This window comes from Micromonospora sp. NPDC049662, from assembly GCF_040675055.1.
Taxonomy (GTDB): Bacteria; Actinomycetota; Actinomycetes; order Mycobacteriales; family Micromonosporaceae; genus Micromonospora.
Genome location: NZ_JBFAOC010000015.1, coordinates 122,425 through 138,069 on the forward strand (window position 1 = coordinate 122,425; position 15,645 = coordinate 138,069).

17 protein-coding genes are annotated in these 15,645 nt (G+C 72.8%); 11 read left to right on the top strand and 6 right to left on the bottom strand.

The genetic code is table 11. The annotated features are described in order from the left end of the window. Positions 1-31: 31 nt before the first annotated feature. A complete protein-coding gene (locus tag AB0J36_RS14760) occupies positions 32-1,009 on the bottom strand; it encodes a WYL domain-containing protein (RefSeq protein ID WP_357121683.1) in 978 nt (325 codons plus the stop codon). Positions 1,010-1,053: 44 nt separating this feature from the next. On the opposite strand from AB0J36_RS14760, the gene AB0J36_RS14765 reads away from it, so the two are divergent. Genes AB0J36_RS14765 through AB0J36_RS14785 form a run of 5 tightly spaced genes read left to right on the top strand, consistent with a single transcriptional unit; the run spans position 1,054 to position 4,940 of the window. Beyond that, positions 1,054-1,533, top strand: coding sequence for a hypothetical protein (locus AB0J36_RS14765; RefSeq protein WP_357121686.1), 480 nt, complete (start codon positions 1,054-1,056; stop codon positions 1,531-1,533). Beyond that, the gene (locus AB0J36_RS14770; protein WP_357172213.1) at positions 1,533-1,994 is read left to right on the top strand and encodes a hypothetical protein; all 462 of its coding nucleotides are present in this window, start codon (positions 1,533-1,535) and stop codon (positions 1,992-1,994) included. Before AB0J36_RS14765 ends, AB0J36_RS14770 begins: the two co-directional genes overlap by 1 nt. 10 nt (positions 1,995-2,004) lie before the next feature. Then, the gene (locus tag AB0J36_RS14775; RefSeq protein ID WP_357121692.1) at positions 2,005-2,532 is read left to right on the top strand and encodes a PH domain-containing protein; all 528 of its coding nucleotides are present in this window, start codon (positions 2,005-2,007) and stop codon (positions 2,530-2,532) included. Between the two features lie 58 nt (positions 2,533-2,590). Next, a complete protein-coding gene (locus tag AB0J36_RS14780; RefSeq protein ID WP_357172215.1) occupies positions 2,591-4,081 on the top strand; it encodes an NAD(P)/FAD-dependent oxidoreductase in 1,491 nt (496 codons plus the stop codon). Further along, positions 4,068-4,940, top strand: coding sequence for an SDR family oxidoreductase (locus tag AB0J36_RS14785; protein ID WP_357121698.1), 873 nt, complete (start codon positions 4,068-4,070; stop codon positions 4,938-4,940). Before AB0J36_RS14780 ends, AB0J36_RS14785 begins: the two co-directional genes overlap by 14 nt. Here AB0J36_RS14785 and AB0J36_RS14790 read toward each other — a convergent pair whose 3' ends face one another. The 3 genes from AB0J36_RS14790 to AB0J36_RS14800 all read right to left on the bottom strand — a co-directional run bounded on the left by AB0J36_RS14790 (position 4,941) and on the right by AB0J36_RS14800 (position 8,151). Further along, positions 4,941-6,410 carry a cryptochrome/photolyase family protein gene (locus tag AB0J36_RS14790; protein WP_363660727.1) on the bottom strand — a complete coding sequence of 490 codons (1,470 nt, stop codon included), beginning with the start codon at positions 6,408-6,410 and terminating at the stop codon, positions 4,941-4,943. A gap of 75 nt (positions 6,411-6,485) precedes the next feature. Further along, a complete protein-coding gene (locus tag AB0J36_RS14795; RefSeq protein WP_357392705.1) occupies positions 6,486-7,661 on the bottom strand; it encodes a low temperature requirement protein A in 1,176 nt (391 codons plus the stop codon). Between the two features lie 70 nt (positions 7,662-7,731). After that, positions 7,732-8,151, bottom strand: a complete 420-nt coding sequence (locus AB0J36_RS14800; RefSeq protein WP_363660728.1) for a hypothetical protein — start codon at positions 8,149-8,151, stop codon at positions 7,732-7,734. A gap of 182 nt (positions 8,152-8,333) precedes the next feature. Here AB0J36_RS14800 and AB0J36_RS14805 point away from each other — a divergent pair, with 182 nt between their 5' ends. Next, the gene (locus tag AB0J36_RS14805) at positions 8,334-9,419 is read left to right on the top strand and encodes an S-(hydroxymethyl)mycothiol dehydrogenase (RefSeq protein ID WP_357121710.1); all 1,086 of its coding nucleotides are present in this window, start codon (positions 8,334-8,336) and stop codon (positions 9,417-9,419) included. After that, positions 9,419-10,030, top strand: coding sequence for an MBL fold metallo-hydrolase (locus tag AB0J36_RS14810; protein WP_357172219.1), 612 nt, complete (start codon positions 9,419-9,421; stop codon positions 10,028-10,030). The genes AB0J36_RS14805 and AB0J36_RS14810 overlap by 1 nt, the downstream gene beginning before the upstream one ends. 39 nt (positions 10,031-10,069) lie before the next feature. On the opposite strand, the gene tsaA is transcribed toward AB0J36_RS14810, so the two are convergent. Next, complete coding sequence (gene tsaA / locus AB0J36_RS14815) at positions 10,070-10,483, bottom strand: tRNA (N6-threonylcarbamoyladenosine(37)-N6)-methyltransferase TrmO (protein WP_357121716.1); 414 nt, start codon at positions 10,481-10,483, stop codon at positions 10,070-10,072. Between the two features lie 54 nt (positions 10,484-10,537). Here tsaA and AB0J36_RS14820 point away from each other — a divergent pair, with 54 nt between their 5' ends. From AB0J36_RS14820 to AB0J36_RS14830, 3 genes are all read left to right on the top strand, one after another. Next, positions 10,538-10,981: a VOC family protein gene (locus tag AB0J36_RS14820; RefSeq protein ID WP_357392706.1), complete on the top strand. Its 444-nt coding sequence runs from the start codon at positions 10,538-10,540 to the stop codon at positions 10,979-10,981. After that, positions 10,978-12,090 (top strand): DUF3626 domain-containing protein, encoded by a 1,113-nt coding sequence (locus tag AB0J36_RS14825; RefSeq protein WP_363660729.1) that lies wholly within the window; start codon positions 10,978-10,980, stop codon positions 12,088-12,090. The genes AB0J36_RS14820 and AB0J36_RS14825 overlap by 4 nt, the downstream gene beginning before the upstream one ends. 231 nt (positions 12,091-12,321) lie before the next feature. Further along, positions 12,322-13,050 (top strand): hypothetical protein, encoded by a 729-nt coding sequence (locus AB0J36_RS14830; RefSeq protein ID WP_363660730.1) that lies wholly within the window; start codon positions 12,322-12,324, stop codon positions 13,048-13,050. A 60-nt stretch (positions 13,051-13,110) separates the two neighbouring features. Here the strand turns inward: AB0J36_RS14830 and AB0J36_RS14835 are convergent, their stop codons facing one another. After that, on the bottom strand, positions 13,111-14,493 hold the full coding sequence (locus tag AB0J36_RS14835; RefSeq protein ID WP_363660731.1) for a hypothetical protein: 1,383 nt from the start codon (positions 14,491-14,493) through the stop codon (positions 13,111-13,113). A 216-nt stretch (positions 14,494-14,709) separates the two neighbouring features. On the opposite strand from AB0J36_RS14835, the gene AB0J36_RS14840 reads away from it, so the two are divergent. Then, the gene (locus AB0J36_RS14840; RefSeq protein WP_363660732.1) at positions 14,710-15,021 is read left to right on the top strand and encodes a MazG-like family protein; all 312 of its coding nucleotides are present in this window, start codon (positions 14,710-14,712) and stop codon (positions 15,019-15,021) included. Positions 15,022-15,645: the final 624 nt, after the last annotated feature.

The following is a 15,645-nucleotide window of genomic DNA, read 5'->3' on the forward strand; positions in this document are numbered from 1 at the left end:
GCCGATCTTCCATTGTGGAAGGCGACGGCACCTACCGGGGGCCGTAGAGGGCTGCCAGGCCGGCGGCCGTGGCGGCCAGGAGCTCGCGCAGCGCGACCGGGGTCAGCACCTCCACGTCGGCGCCGAGGCGCAGCAGATCGCCGTGGGCGTGGGTCAACGACTCGATCGGCAGCACGGCGGTCACCCAGCCCTGGGCGTCGGCGGGACCGGCACTGGCGTCCACGGCGGCCACCACCGGATCACTGCCGATCTCCCGCAGCCGCTGCCGGCCGGCGGGGGACAGGCGTACGGTGGCCTCGTCCTGGTGCAGTCGGGCGCGGAACCGTACCACGTGCTCGCGCCACCAGGCCGGCAGGTCGAAGTCGGCCGGCCGGTCGAACTCCTCGTCCAGCGAGGTCAGCGCGAGGATCTGGTTGACCCGGTAGGTCGCCGGCTCGGACCGGCCCGGTTGCGTGGCCACCACGTACCATCGGCCGCCCTTGAGCACCAGGCCGTACGGCTCCAGCACCCGGGTCACCTCCCCCCGCCAACTGCGGTACCGCACCCGCACGCGCTGCTGCCGCCAGACGGCCTCGGCGGTGCGGGCCAGCTCGGGGGAGGCGTCGCCGTCCGCGTACCAACCGGGTGTATCCAGGTGGAAGCGTTGCTGGAGCTGGGTGGCCCGGTCGCGCAACGGCGTGGGCAGCGCCTCGTTCAGCTTGAGTCGCAGCGCCGCCACCACGTCGCCGTAGCCCAACTCGTCGGCGGGGCCGGGCAGCCCGGCCAGAAAGAGCCGCTCGGCCTCCTCGGCGGTCAGGCCGGTCAGCCGGGTCCGCCAGCCGTCGACGAGCTGGTAACCGCCGGCGTGCCCGGCCTCGGCGTAGAGCGGGATGCCGGCGGCGTGCAGCGACTCCACGTCGCGGTAGATGGTGCGTGGGGAGACGGACAGCCGCTCGGCGAGCTGCGCGGCGGTCAGCCGGCCGTGCGACTGGAGCAGCAGCAGGACGGAAATGAGTCGACTGGCCCGCACTTCACTGACACTAGCTGTCAGCGAAGTGGTCCTACCGTCCCGGCATGGCATTCGACGACAAGGATCTACGAACGCTGGAGCCGATCGTGGTGGACGGTTGGCAGCTCAAGCGTTACCACATCGACCAGCCGGGGCAGCCGATCGAACCGGCGGTGGAGAAGGCCGCCTACGACGTCCTGCCAGCGCTGCTGGCCCGCGCGGTGCGCGACGGCACGCCGGCCGCCGGGTGGGTGGTGCTGCACCGGGGCGCGGACACCGGCGCCTACCTGTTGGCGTACACCTGGGTGTGGGACAACGCGTTGCAGGCGCACATCGCGGTGGCCGGTCAGCCGGTGCTGGACTGCCCGGACGACGACCCGACCCACTTCGTCGAGCTGGGTCGGCGCGAGGTCGGCTGCGTCTGGGAGTTGGCGGTGCTGGAGCACGAGCGGGCCGCCTGGGTCCGGCACCTGCTGGCCCCGGAGAGCCCCGACCTGGCCGGCTATCTGGGCGACTCGCGGGCGGAAGGGCCGGTGGGCCACTGATGGGCGACTTCGACTTCTACGTGGGCACCTGGAACGTGGTCAACCGGCGGCTCCGCGAACGGCTCACCGGCTGCGACGAGTGGGACGAGTTCCCCGGCGTGTCGGTGGCGCGCAGCTTCTTCGGCGGGGGCGGCAACTTCGACGAGATAACCTTCCCGACCAGGGGTTTCTCCGGTGCCACGATCAGGATCTTCGACCCGGCCAGCGAGCAGTGGTCGATCTACTGGATGAACAGCGGTCGCGGCGAGTTGGAACAGCCGCCGATGGTCGGTCGTTTCGTCGACGGGGTGGGCCGCTTCTACGCCGACGACCAGCACGAGGGGCGTCCGGTCCGGTGCCGGTTCATCTGGTCCGGGATCACCGCGACGACGGCCCGCTGGGAGCAGGCGTTCTCGGTCGACGGCGAACGCACCTGGGAGACGAACTGGATCATGGAATCGACGCGAGCGTCCATGGACTAGCCTGCGGGCCGTGCGCAGATGGCGGCGGATGGATCCGTGGGGCCTCACCCAGGCGGTCACCGGGCTCATGGTGGTGGTCGGATCGGTGGTGGGCCTGGCGATGCTGGCCGGCGTCGGGTCGGCGCTACTGCGCGGAGACCTCGACCCGCGCGACGATGTCGGCGTGTTCACCGTGTTCCCCTTCCTCGGGTTGTGGTTGACGGGGGTCACCCGCATGTACCTGACCGGGATCTACGTCAACGACGAGGGCGTACGGCTGCGGCACATCTCGCGCACCCGGACGTTCCCATGGTCGGAGGTGACCGGGTTCGAGGCGCGTCCCGCGCTGTTCCTCGGCGGGCCCACCGTGCGCCTCGCGTGCTGGGTGCGGACGACCGGCGGCGCGTTCGAGTCGTCGGTGCAGCGGCGGTCCCGCAAGGGCGGGTGGCGCAAGAACAGCGGACCGGTCCTCGCTCCGGACGACTTCGAGGGGATGCTCGCTCGGCTCGACGCCGAGCGGGCGTCCCGCCGCTCCGGCCCGCAGGCGGTCCGGCGCTAGTTAACGGTCGTTCGGTCGCGGTGTTAGGGTCCGACCACCGCCCCGGATGGAGGAAACGATGCCCTCCGACCACGTTGACGTGCTCATCGTCGGCGCCGGCCTGTCCGGCGTCGGCGCGGCCTGCCACCTGCGCCGCGACTGCCCCGACAAGACGTACGCGGTGCTGGAGGCGCGCGACGCGGTCGGCGGCACCTGGGACCTGTTCCGCTACCCGGGCGTCCGGTCCGACTCGGACATGTTCACCCTCGGCTACGCGTTCCGGCCATGGACCGACGCGCGGTCGATCGCCGACGGCGCGAGCATCCTCGAGTACGTGCGCGAAACGGCCCGGGAGTACGACGTGCAGCGGCACATCCGCTTCTCCCACCGGGTGACGCGCGCCGAGTGGGACAGCGACGCCGCCCGCTGGACGGTGTACGCCGAGCGCACCGACACCACCGAGACCGTGGTGCTGACCTGCTCGTTCCTGTTCGCCTGCACCGGCTACTACCGGTACGACGAGGGCTACACGCCCGCCCTGCCGGGCGTCGACGCGTACGCCGGGCGGTTGGTGCACCCGCAGCACTGGCCGGACGACCTCGACCACGCCGGCAAGCGGGTGGTGGTGATCGGCAGCGGCGCGACCGCCGTGACGTTGGTGCCGGCCCTGGCGCGGCGGGCCGCCCACGTGACGATGCTGCAACGCTCACCGTCGTACCTCATCGCCCTGGCCGCACGCGACCGGCTGGCCGACGCCCTGCGGCGTCGGCTGCCGGCGGGCGTCGCGTATCCGGTGGTGCGGTGGAAGAACGTGCTGCTGTCCACGGCCACGTTCCAGCTCAGCCGGCGCGCGCCGGGGCTGGTGAGACGGCTGCTGCGGCGGGCCGCGACGCGCCTGCTGCCGGTCGGGTACGACGTCGACCGGCACTTCTCGCCCCGGTACGACCCGTGGGACCAGCGCCTCTGCGTGGTGCCCGACGGCGATCTCTTCACCGCCGTGGCGGAGGGTCGGGCGTCGGTGGTGACCGACAACATCGACACGTTCACCGCCGACGGCCTCCGATTGGCCTCGGGCGACGAGGTGAGCGCCGACATCGTGGTCACCGCGACCGGGCTCAATCTGCTCGCCCTCGGCGGCCTGACGCTGCGCGTCGACGGTGTCGACGTCGACCTGCCCGACACCGTCGCCTACAAGGGCATGATGCTCTCCGGGGTGCCGAACTTCGCGCTGACCATCGGTTACACCAACGCGTCGTGGACCCTCAAGGCCGACCTGGTCGCCGGCTACGTCTGCCGGCTGCTGCGCCACCTGGACCGGACCGGCCAACACGTCGTGACCCCGCTGCCGCCGCCCGGTGACGAGCGGGCGCCGCTGATCGACCTGCGCTCCTCGTACGTGCTGCGCGGTGTCGCGGCCCTGCCCCGGCAGGGCGCGCGGACGCCGTGGCGGCTGCACCAGAACTACGTCCGCGACGTGCTGCTGATGCGGCACGGCCGGCTCGCCGACGAGGGTGTGCGGTTCTCCCGCCGCGCCCGCCAGGGAAGGAGCACCGATCGTGCGGAGGTTTGAGTTCGCCGGCGCGACGGCAGTGGTGACCGGCGCGGCCAGCGGCATCGGCGCGGCGCTGGCGCACGGCCTGGCCCGTCGCGGCTGTGACCTGGTGCTCCTGGACCGGGACGCCGAGCGGCTGGACGCCGTCGTCGCCGCCATCGGCGTCGCGCACCCGGACCGGCGGGTGCACACCTACCGGGTGGACCTCGCCGACCCGGCGGCCACCGCGTTGGTGGCGGCCGAGATCGGCCAGCGTCATCCGCGGATCCGGCTGCTGGTGAACAACGCCGGCGTCGGCCTCGGCGGTCGGTTCGACCAGGTGACGTTCGACGAGTTCAGCTGGGTCATCGAGATCAACTTCCGGGCGGTGGCGCAGGTGACGCACGCGCTGCTGCCCGCGCTCAAGGCCGAACCGGGCGCGCACCTGGTCAACATCTCCAGCCTGTTCGGGCTGATCGCGCCGGCCGGGCAGGTCGCGTACGCGGCGAGCAAGTTCGCCGTCCGGGGCCTGACCGAGGCGCTGCGGCACGAGCTGGTCGACGACGGCATCGGCGTGACGTCGGTGCACCCGGGCGGGATCCGGACCCGGATCACCGAGAACGCCCGCGTCGGCAGCGGCGTGCCGGCCCAGGAGTACGCCGCCGGTCGGGCGCAGTTCGAGAAGCTGCTCACCATCGCCCCTGAGCGGGCCGCCGAGGTGATCCTGCGGGGCGTCGAGCGACGGCGGGGTCGGGTGCTCATCGGCTGGTCGGCGAAGGTGCCCGACCTGCTGGCCCGGATCATGCCGGCGTCGTACCACCGGGTGCTGATGGTCGGCCTGAACCGGGGCGTGGCGCGGCCCGCGCCGGTCCCGCCGCCGGTCGCCGACGCCACCTGATCAGGGCGGGCTGCCGCCGCGCTTCTCCTCCTGGGCCAGGACCGCCTCCCGGTGCTCGGGCTCGTCGCGGCGGGCCAGCTCGGCGGCGAGTCGCGGGTCGGCCACCAACCGCTCCCGGTTGCGGTGCAGAAAGCTCTCGAAACCCCCGGTGTACGGGCAGGCCAACTCGCCGAGCGCCCGCTCCGGCGCGTACCGGCAGCCGGCGCAGTAGTCGCTGATCTCGTCGATGTCGGTGCCGTCCACCGCGTACGGGCGGGTGTCCACCCTGGCCAGGTCGGCGTACTGGCTCATGCCGATCACGGTCGCGTTCATCACCCAGTCGGTGCCGTCGACGAAGCAGCGCTGGAACCAGTCCGCCACCTCGGCGGGACGCCAGCCGCGCTGCAACGCGTAGTTGCCCAGCACCAGCAGCCGGGGGCTCTGGTGCGTCCAGGCCCGGTCCCGGACGGCGGCGAGCACGTCGGCCAGACAGCGCGCCTCCACCGCGTCCGCGTCCAGGTCGGCGAACCACTGCGGCATCGGCTCGGTCGCGGCCAGCCAGTTCGCGCCCCGGAACCGCGGCTCGTGGTACCAGTACAACTGCCAGAGGAACTCCCGCCAACCGAGCAGCCCGCGGATGAACGGCTCCACCGCCGTACGGGGGGCGGCGCCGGACCGCCACGCCTGCTCGGCGGCGCGCACGGCCGGCTCGGGGTGCAGCAGCCCCAGGTTGAACGACGAGGAGAGCATCGAGTGCGCGAACAGCGGGTCGTCGGCGCTCATCACGTCGGCGTAGCGGCCGAACCCGGGCAGCCGGTACGCGAGGAAGTGCGCCAACCGGGCCTGCGCCTCGTCGTGCGTGGCCGGGTACCGCCGGGGGCCGTCCCGACCGACGAACCGGACCCCGTCGGCCGCCCACCCGTCGAGGTCGCGGCGGACCTGCGCGTCGATGTCGTCCTCGACGATGGGCGGTGGTGGCGGCGGGGTGGCGGGCACGGCGGCGGCCTCACCGCGCGGGCGGCGCGGCGTCGGGGCCGAGGCGGCGATCCGGGACGGCCCGCTGAGCACCTCGTGCCGGCGACGGGCCTGCCGGTAGTAGTCGGCCATCCGCAGCGGGCCGCGCCGGGTGCGGTCCGCCCAGGCCGCGAAGTCGGACTGGCTGGTGATGAAACCGCGCGGCGGCAGCACGGTCAGGCCGGGCACCGAACGGGCGAACGCCAGCGCGGCCCGGGAGTGCGGGTGGCACACCTCCACCGGCTCGGTGACCTGCGTCAGTGCCTCGCGGAACGTGTCGGTGCGCAGCAGCAGCGCCCGGTCGCCCAGCTCGGCGGCGCGGTGGCGCAGGGCGGAGAGGATCAGGTGCGCCTTCTGCCGGTGCATCGGGCGGCGGCGGAACAGCTCCCGGATCTCCACCAGGAGGACCGGTTGATCGGGGTCGTCGAGGAAATGTGGCCCGAGTTGGTCGGCCAGCAACCATCGGCGGCGTAACATCCCGCAATTCTGCCCATTTTCGGGCCGTCCCGCGCGCCGGCAGGCCGGATGATCGATGTCTGATCCAGATCGATGTCAGGCCGTACGGCTCGTGACGGCCCCGGCGTCACGTTCGCGCAGCACCACCGTCAGGGCCACGAGGGCGACCAGCAGCAGCGCGAGCACCGGCACCGGGGCCGGTCCGAGCGGCACGAGCAGCGCCACCGCGGCGACGATCGGATAGGCGACCACCACCGCGCCGTGCTGTTGGCGGCGGACGTGCAGCACCCAGACGGTGAGCAGGAAGACGGCCAGCGGTACGGCCACCGCGTACGCGGCGGTCGTTCCGGACACGTGCGCGAGGTGCCGCTCGTGGTCCACCACCACGGGCAGGCCGGCGCCGACGGCGGCGATCGCGGCGAAGACGAGGTAGTGGCCGTAGCCCCAGACCAGGGAGTACGGCAGCCGGTCCGGCGTCTCGACCGGGCGGTCGAAGTAGAGCCACCAGAGCGCGTACACGATGACCGCGCCGGCCGCCGCGAGCGCCCAGAGACCATGGTCGCCCGCGTCCAGCCCGGTCTGGATCGCCAGGGAGATCGCCAGCACCGCCTCGCCGAGCACGATCAGCGTGAACAGTCCATACCGCTCGCCGATGTGCCCGGGGTGCCACGGGGTCATGCCCGGCCGCTCGGCCACCGCCGGAACGAGCAGGTCGGCGAGCGCCAGCAGCAGGAACGTGCCGATGCCCCAGTCGTCCGGCAGCGCCAGCCGCAGCAGCCAGCCGAGCTGCACGATGGTCACGCCGATCGCGTACCTGCGCGCCGCGGCCCGGTGCGTCGGATCGCCGGCGGCGGCCCGGCTCCACTGCACGACGGCGGCCAGCCGCATGACCACGTACCCGTAGGTGATGACGGTGAAGTCGCCCTCGGCGAACGCGCGCGGCACCCCGGCCGCCAGGATCAACGCCCCGGTGATCTGCACCAGCGTGGTGATCCGGTAGACGTCGTCGTCGGTGTCGTACGCCGAGGCGAACCAGGTGAAGTTCATCCACGACCACCAGATCGCGAAGAACACCATCAGGTAGCTGCGCAGCGCGTGGTCGAGGTGCCCTTCGGCGACGTCGTGGTGCAGGGCGGACGCCGCCTGCGCCACGGCCACCACGAAACACAGGTCGAAGAAGAGTTCCAGTGGAGTGGCCGCGCGGTGCGGCTCGTCCCGGCGGCGGGGCCGCATGGGCCGGTAGAACGGCCGCACCGAACGACTGTGGGTCACCGCAGCTCCTCAGGCCGACCGTCGGGGTCGGGCACACGATAACGGGTGCCGGCGGCGCGGTTACGCCTGATCAGCCGCGCCGACGGCGGTGGGTCAGCCCCTCCAGCACGAGCGTCAGGCCGGCGCCGAGCAGCCACACGTCCTTGGCCAGCCCGGCGCCCTGCTGCGTCGGTCGGATGCTGCCCTGCCGGCGCATCCCCGGCGTCTTCAGGTAGAGCTGCACGAGACCCGCGCCGAACGCGGTCAGGCCGAGCCCCACCAGGGGCGTCGGCACGAACGGCGCGAGCAGCGCCGCCCCGAGAGCGATCTCCGAGTACGACAGCAGCTTGGCGAACCGGGGTGGGTCCAGTTGGCCGAGCTGCGGCATTGCCGCCTCCGCCATCCCGTGCATGGCCTGCGCGGCCTCGCCCTCCAGATTGCGCTTGCCGAGACCCGAGTCGAGGAAGTACGCGCCGATGCTGGCCCGCAGCGGCAGGTGCGCGATTTTCATGATCACTCCCGGTGGCCGTGGTCCGAATCGTGGCCCGCGTACCCCGCGTGACCCGCGATAACCCGCCCCCTGGCCGACTGGGCCGGCCGTGGTGATCGCGGTAGGTTCGCCCGGGGCCCACCGCCGAGCCCGCTTCACCGCCCGGCCCCGGGTCCCGCCACCGACCACCACCAGGAGGCGCAGTGAGCCAGGAAGTCCGGGGAGTCATCTCCCGCAGCAAGGGCGCACCGGTCGAGGTCACCACCATCGTGGTGCCCGACCCCGGCCCCGGTGAGGCGATCGTCCGGGTCCAGTCCTGCGGCGTCTGCCACACCGACCTGCACTACCGCGAGGGCGGCATCAACGACGACTACCCGTTCCTGCTCGGCCACGAGGCGGCCGGCATCGTCGAACAGGTGGGGGAGGGCGTCACCGACGTGGCCCCGGGCGACTTCGTGGTGCTCAACTGGCGGGCGGTCTGCGGCGACTGCCGGGCCTGCCGTCGCGGCCGACCCTGGTACTGCTTCAACACGCACAACGCGAAGCAGCGGATGACCCTCACCGACGGCACGGAACTCACCCCGGCGCTGGGCATCGGCGCGTTCGCCGAGAAGACGCTGGTGCACGCCGGGCAGTGCACGAAGGTGGATCCGGCGGCGCGGCCGGCCGCGGTGGGCCTGCTCGGCTGCGGTGTGATGGCCGGCCTCGGCGCGGCCCTGAACACCGGCAACGTGACCCGCGGCGACTCGGTCGCGGTGATCGGCTGCGGTGGCGTCGGGGACGCGGCGGTGGCCGGCGCGGCCCTCGCCGGCGCCACGACGATCGTGGCCGTGGACACCGACAGTCGCAAGCTGGACTGGGCGAGGAAGTTCGGCGCCACGCACACCGTGAACGCCTCCGACACCGATCCGGTCGAGGCGATCCGCGCCGCCACCGGCGGTTTCGGCGCGGACGTGGTCATCGACGCGGTGGGCCGACCGGAGACCTGGAAGCAGGCGTTCTACGCCCGGGACCTCGCCGGCACCGTCGTGCTGGTCGGCGTACCGACCCCGCAGATGCGGATCGAGCTGCCACTGCTGGACGTCTTCGGGCGCGGCGGCGCGCTCAAGTCCAGCTGGTACGGCGACTGCCTGCCCAGCCGGGACTTCCCGATGCTCACCGAGCTGTACCGGCAGGGCCGCCTCGACCTGGACGCCTTCGTCACCGAGGAGATCGCCCTCGACCAGGTCGAGAACGCGTTCGAGCGGATGCACCACGGCGACGTGCTGCGTTCGGTGGTGGTGTTCTGATGACCGTCCGGGTCGACCACGCGGTCACCGCCGGCACGTTCTCGCTCGACGGGCAGACCTTCGAGGTGGACAACAACGTGTGGGTGATCGGCGACGACGACGAGTGCGTCGTCCTCGACGCGCCGCACGACGTGGCCGCGATCCTCGCGCTGGTGGGCGAGCGCCGGGTGCGGGCCATCCTCGCCACCCACGCGCACGACGACCACGTACGGGTCGCCCCCGAACTGGCCGAGGCCACCGGCGCGCCGATCCTGCTGCACGCCGACGACCGGGTGCTCTGGGACCTGGTCCACCCCCACCTGCCGCCGCACGGCGAACTGCACGACGGGCAGATCGTCAAGGTGGCCGGCACCGCCCTGGAGGTGCTGCACACCCCGGGGCACAGTCCCGGCGCGTGCAGCTTCCACGCCCCGGGCCTGGGCGCGGTGTTCACCGGCGACACCCTGTTCCAGGGCGGACCGGGCGCGACCGGGCGGTCGTACAGCGACTTCGACACCATCGTCGAGTCGATCCGTACCCGGCTGTTGACCCTGCCACCGGACACGGTCGTGCACACCGGCCACGGCGACGACACCACCATCGGCGCGGAGGCCCCGCACCTGCCGGAGTGACTGGCCCGGGGGCACTGACCCGAGCGGCCGGCGGACGCCTCAGCGTTCGTCGGCCGCGCCCAGCACCGGTTTCACGTCCAGCACCGGGGTGCCGTCGAGGGCTTCCAGGTCGGCGACCTCGACGCGCAGCCCGTCCACCGCCAGCACCCGGACCCGGTGCAGCCCGATCGGGTTGGGCCGGTGTGGGGAGCGGGTGCTGAACACGCCGGTCACCGGGCGGGTCTCGTCACCACGCGGACGCACCGCCAGGACGTCGCGCCGGGCCCGGTCCAACCAGGTCAGCACCAGCAGCTCCGCGCCGACGTCCAGGTCGCGCAGGGCGGGCTCGACCTGCGGCTCGAACACCAGCCAGGCCGGTGGCGAGCCCTCGTCGCCCTGCCGCGGCGCGGTCGCCGCGTCGGTCAGCGGCGAGGCGACCCGGCCGACCGGACGCAGCAGGTACGCGTCGACCATCGTTGCTCCCTTCGGGACAGTGCCCCGCCAGCCTAGGGCGTTACGATCCGCCGCATGGTCGCCGAGCAGCCCGTACCCGTCGTCCGTCAGCTGCGCCTCGTCGTGGAGGCGGCCGACCACGAGGCCGCCGTGGCGTTCTTCCGGGACGCGCTCGGCCTGCCCATGGAGGCCGAGTTCACCAGCGACGGGGACGCGCGGGTGGTGATCCTGGACGCCGGCCGGGCCACGTTGGAGATCGCCAACCCAGCGCAGAAGCGCCTGATCGACGAGGTCGAGGTGGGCCGTCAGGTCGCCCCGCGCCTCCGGGTGGCCTTCGAGGTGGACGACGCCGCCGCGACCACGGCCCGGCTGGTCGCCGCCGGTGCGAGGGAGGTCGCGCCGCCGACGCTGACGCCGTGGCGCTCGCTCAACGCGCGCCTCGACGCCCCCGCCGACCTGCACATCACCGTCTTCCAGGAGCTGGACACGGAGCCGGACACGGAGCCGGACACGCCGTGACGGCGACGTCCGAGCGGGACGCGCCGCACGCCGGGGCCCTGACGCCGGCGCAGGCGTCCGCCCTCGCGTACGTGCGGTCGTCGGCGGTGACCGAGCGTCCTGCGGCGCTCGCCACGATCGCCCGCCACCTCGCCGCCGCCGCTGTCGACGAGCCGGCTCAGCGGTTGCTCGCCGCCGTCGAGCGCGGCCGGATCACCGTCAACTTCCACCCGGATCGGTTGTGCGCCGACGGGCGTGCCGTCGCGACCGCGCTGGCCGAGGACGGGGTGTACCGCAGTCAGTTCGTCACGGGGATCTCCGCCGGTGGCCTCACCGCGTACCCCGGTGGCGACCGGGACCGTTGGGAGCGGCGGATGTTCGGCGGCGCGTACCAACAGACCGGGGTGACCCCGGCGGACCGCCCGATCTACGGTGGGTTGAACCTGCTCGACCACGCCGACGGCGCCTGCCCCCGCTTCGGCTCCTGCCATCTGCGGCTGCGTCCGGCGGTGCTGGCGCGGGCGACCTTCTGCCTCGGCGACAGCTACCTCGGCCCCGGTGTGGTGGGGACGGCGGACGCCTTCGAGGCGGTCCTCGCCGGGCTCCTGGCCGAGGTGGCCCGTACCGGCGTGTGCCTCGGCCGCGCCGAGACGGACGTCGCCGCCCTGGCGCGGACGCTGCTCGACGGCCCGCGCACGCCGGGAACCGTCGGTCGGGCGCTCGACGACTACGTGGAGGCCCAGGTCCACGGCGCTCTCGACCTCGCGTCCGACGTCGAGGAGCTGGTTGCGGACCCGTCCTTCGTCGGCACCGCCACCGGCGAGCAGTTGGAATCTCTCGCGCGTCGGTACGGTTTCCCGCTGCGCTGGCACCCCGGCTTCGTGCTGCCCGTCGGCGAGGTCGACGCCGAGTTCCGGGGTCCCGCCATCCCGGTGCTCGCGGCCCGCCTGCACCGGGAGTTCGGCCAACCGGACGCGCCGGTGGACGCGGCGCTGATCGGCCGGGGCGCCGTGTCGCTGGTGACCGAGCCCCAGCGGTGGGCCGACCGGGGTCCGGTGGCCGACACCCTTGCGCACCTCAAACAGCTCTGGCACGTGCTCGTCCGGTTCGGCGTGGCCCATCCGGGCTGACCCGTCTGCGTCGATAGTCCGAATCCGCCCACCCGTCACCCGGGTCCGGCCGGCCATCCGAATTCCCCGGTGTGACCGGGTCCCAGCTCGGGGTGACTCCGGCATTTCCGGAATGACCGACTCGTCAACCCGGTTGTGTCCCCCGTACCGCCGGAGCCCAAACCCCTTTTCCGCGGTCACTCCCGAGGGGCGTTCACCCCGGAGCGCTCCGCACGATCGAAAGGAACCATCGTGAAGCCCGACTTCACTCGATGGCTCCCCGCCATCGCCAAGGACTCGTACCGCAAGACCGCGCTCGGCGTGGTGGGTGTGGCCGCCCTCGGTGGTCTGGCGCTCGCGCCGACCGCGACCGCCGCCCCGGTCACCTCCGGGCCGCACCAGGGCGCCGTCGCCGCCATCGACCTCGCCACCGGCAAGGCCGCCACCGGCAAGGCCGCCACCGGCGCTGCGCACCAGGAGCAGCCCGTCGAATCCGGCCTGACCACCGGCTCCGCCACCGGCAAGCCGCCGGCCGGCAAGCCGAGCCGCGACGAGCTGATCCCGCACGGCATCGAGGGCGCGCAGTCGCGCATCCCGCTCGACAAGGCGCAGCTCGACAACGCCCGGTCGATCGTCGACGCGGCCAAGAAGACCGGCGTCGGCGACCGTGGCGCGGTGATCGGTGTCGCCACCTCGTTGCAGGAGTCGAAGCTCTACAACCTCGGCCACCTCGGCGCGTCCAACGACCACGACTCGCAGGGCCTGTTCCAGCAGCGTCCGTCGTCCGGTTGGGGTTCGCCCGAGCAGATCACCGACCCGGAGTACGCCGCCACGGCGTTCTTCGCCGCGCTCAAGAACGTGGGCGGTTGGCAGGACCTGCCGCTGACCACCGCCGCGCAGACCGTGCAGGTCTCCGCCTTCCCGTACGCGTACGCGCAGTGGGAGGAGCAGGCGGCGGACCTCGTCCAGCAGCTCTGGTGACCGCATCTCTGAACACGCCGGCCGGCTCCCGTCGCGGGGGCCGGCCGGTCTCGTCTTTCGTCAGCAGGGTGCGTAGAGGCGGCGGGTGCCATCCCCGGCGGCGTACGCCGCCCGGTCGCTGAACCGGCAGCCGTAGTCGGGTCGGGCCACCACCGCCGGATCGGTCACCGTGTCGCCGGCCGGGCGTTTGCCGGTGCGTACCCAGGACACCAGGTCGTCCCAGGCGGCGCCGGCCTCGGCCGGGCTGAACTCGCAGTGCTGCGCGGCCCGGATGGCCCGCTGCACCACCAGCCGGCTACGACCGTGCCGTGCCACGTCGGTGGCGTACGCCTGCTCCATGCTGAACGGTACGAACAGGTCGCCGAGGTCGTGCAGGCTGACCACCGGCGCACTGGGACGGCCGGCGATGCGCGGCACCTCCGTGAGCGTCGGCAGCAGCCGCTGCCGGACGTTCTCCGGCGCGACCCGCCGTACGGTCGAGTTCAGGTCGACCGGACTGTTCGGGCGGTAGCGGGTGAGCAGGTTCGTGGCGAGTTGTCCGGGCCGCTGGGCGGGGGAGTCGCCGCCCTCGGTCACCATGATCGAGAAGAGGAAGTCCTTCCACACCGCGAACGCGGCGTCAGCGCCGGGACGCGGCCCGCCCGAACGGTCCACCGTCACGGCCCGCAACTGCTTGCCCCGCTCGGTGGTCGTGTCCGGGCCGGTCGGCGTGAGCCCCGCGAGGCCCAGCGTCGCCTGGATGCGCGGCACCGCGTTGTTCAGGTAGTCGGCCGGCGTGGGGTAGGCCGGCACCCCGGCGAGCGCCTGCGCGACCAGGTTGTAGTCCAGGTAGAAGTCGAGCAGCGTCTGGTCGCCGAGCACCCCGCACATGGGCAGGGCACCGTCGTAGTAGCCGGGATACTGCTCCAGCGAGCGACCGATGACGTACCCGCCCATGGACACCCCGGCGAGATACGTGCGGTGCGGCCGGCGCACCGTCCGGGCGAAGTGGTCCGCGAGATCCTTCGTGCCCAGTACCCCGGAGCGGATGTCGAAGCCGTTGCGGTCGTACGACGACGACGCCCACGCGTACCCCTGGGACAGCATCCGTTGGCGCAGTTCGAAGCCCGGCGGCTCCGGCGAGAGAGCCGTGCCCTGACCCCGGTAGCCGTGCGCCCACAGCACCAGGTCGCCGTTCCACCGGGCGGGAACCTCGATGATGTACGCGGCGTGCCGGTGCACGCCCTGACGTACCGTCGTCGGTTTACCCGCCACCGTCAGCGGCGTCAGCGGTGGGTTCTGGAAGGTGTAGCCGGGCAGCGGCTGGTTGCCGTCGGAGCCGCGATCCGCTGCGACGCCTGCGGCGGCGGCGGTGGGTGCGGGGCCGATCAGCCCGACGGCCAGGGTCAGTGTCGCGGTGGCGGCGACCAGGCGGCGCAGGGTGCGAACGGGTACGGACAGCATCGATGCTCCCCATCGGACGGATGTCGCCTTCGGGGGCGACCAGGCGGGACGGTTGCCTACCGGCCGGTAGCGCCCTGAACCTAGGACCGCCTTCGACCGGAGTCAATGGCTGCGCTGACCGACCGGTCAGGCTCCGAGGGAGCCCGGTGGCGCTGGGCCTCGACGGCGTGGGTGCCGATCGTCGGCCGGTCCGGTCCGATGCGGTTGACTGTCGTCGTGGACGACTCGATCTGGGCGGCGGCCCAGGCTGCGCGGGGCTGGCTGGACACCGCGAACGGCACCGGGGAGACGGAACTGACCTGCCGCATCCTCAAGCTGACCGAGGAGGCGGGCGAGGCGTCCGCCGCCTGGATCGGCCTGCTCGGGCAGAATCCGCGCAAGGGTGTCACCCACACGCGCGAGGACGTGGCAGCCGAACTGGCCGACGTGGTGTTCACCGCGTTGGTGGCGATCGAGAGCCTGGGACTCGACGCGCGGACCGTTCTGGACTCGTGTGCGAACAAGGTCCGATCTCGCCTGGGCGAGTGAGGCCCCGCCCCCTGGCCTCGGCGGTCGTGCGGTGTCGTGATCGACACGAGTTCGCCGATATGGGGGCATCGACCGGTCCCGGATACCCCGAGTTCGCCGATCCGGAGTCAATCACCCAGGCCGACCACCGCGCGCGGGCGGTATGTCCGGTTGTGGGGCCGCCGTGGTGACCGGCTGCACCCGTGGGCCGGAATCCTGGCGGGCCGGGGGTCGTTACACCCTCCGACGATCGCAGGACCACGGCCAAGCCCCCCGACCCCGGGGTAGCCAAGCCCCCCGGGAATGGCCCCGGCCCCCGGGTCGTTGCACACGGTCCCGGCGCGGCGAGCCCCGCTCCGCGCGGATCGTCAGCCCCCGGGAATGGCCCCGGCCGCCGGGTCGTTTCACCCGGACCGGCCGCCACGAGCCTCCCGCTCGCAGGCCGCCCCCCAGACTTTGAGCGCCCGGACGAGGTGCTGACACCCGCGTCACCGATCCCCCGCACTGGTGACAGGTGGGTGTTTCCTACCCCCGAAGGAGCAACCCCCTGATGAACACGATCTTCCGCAAGAGCATGCTGTCCATCGCTGGTCTCGCGTTCGCCGGTGGCGTCTTCGCCGGCCCCATCGCCGCCCACGCCAACCC

Coding starts and splice junctions, on each gene's coding strand:
- AB0J36_RS14765 (WP_357121686.1), top strand. CDS start 1,054: ATGGCATTCGACGACAAGGATCTACGAACGCTGGAGCCGATCGTGGTG.
- AB0J36_RS14770 (WP_357172213.1), top strand. CDS start 1,533: ATGGGCGACTTCGACTTCTACGTGGGCACCTGGAACGTGGTCAACCGG.
- AB0J36_RS14780 (WP_357172215.1), top strand. CDS start 2,591: ATGCCCTCCGACCACGTTGACGTGCTCATCGTCGGCGCCGGCCTGTCC.
- AB0J36_RS14790 (WP_363660727.1), bottom strand. CDS start 6,410: ATGTTACGCCGCCGATGGTTGCTGGCCGACCAACTCGGGCCACATTTC.
- AB0J36_RS14800 (WP_363660728.1), bottom strand. CDS start 8,151: ATGAAAATCGCGCACCTGCCGCTGCGGGCCAGCATCGGCGCGTACTTC.
- AB0J36_RS14810 (WP_357172219.1), top strand. CDS start 9,419: ATGACCGTCCGGGTCGACCACGCGGTCACCGCCGGCACGTTCTCGCTC.
- tsaA (WP_357121716.1), bottom strand. CDS start 10,483: ATGGTCGACGCGTACCTGCTGCGTCCGGTCGGCCGGGTCGCCTCGCCG.
- AB0J36_RS14820 (WP_357392706.1), top strand. CDS start 10,538: ATGGTCGCCGAGCAGCCCGTACCCGTCGTCCGTCAGCTGCGCCTCGTC.
- AB0J36_RS14835 (WP_363660731.1), bottom strand. CDS start 14,493: ATGCTGTCCGTACCCGTTCGCACCCTGCGCCGCCTGGTCGCCGCCACC.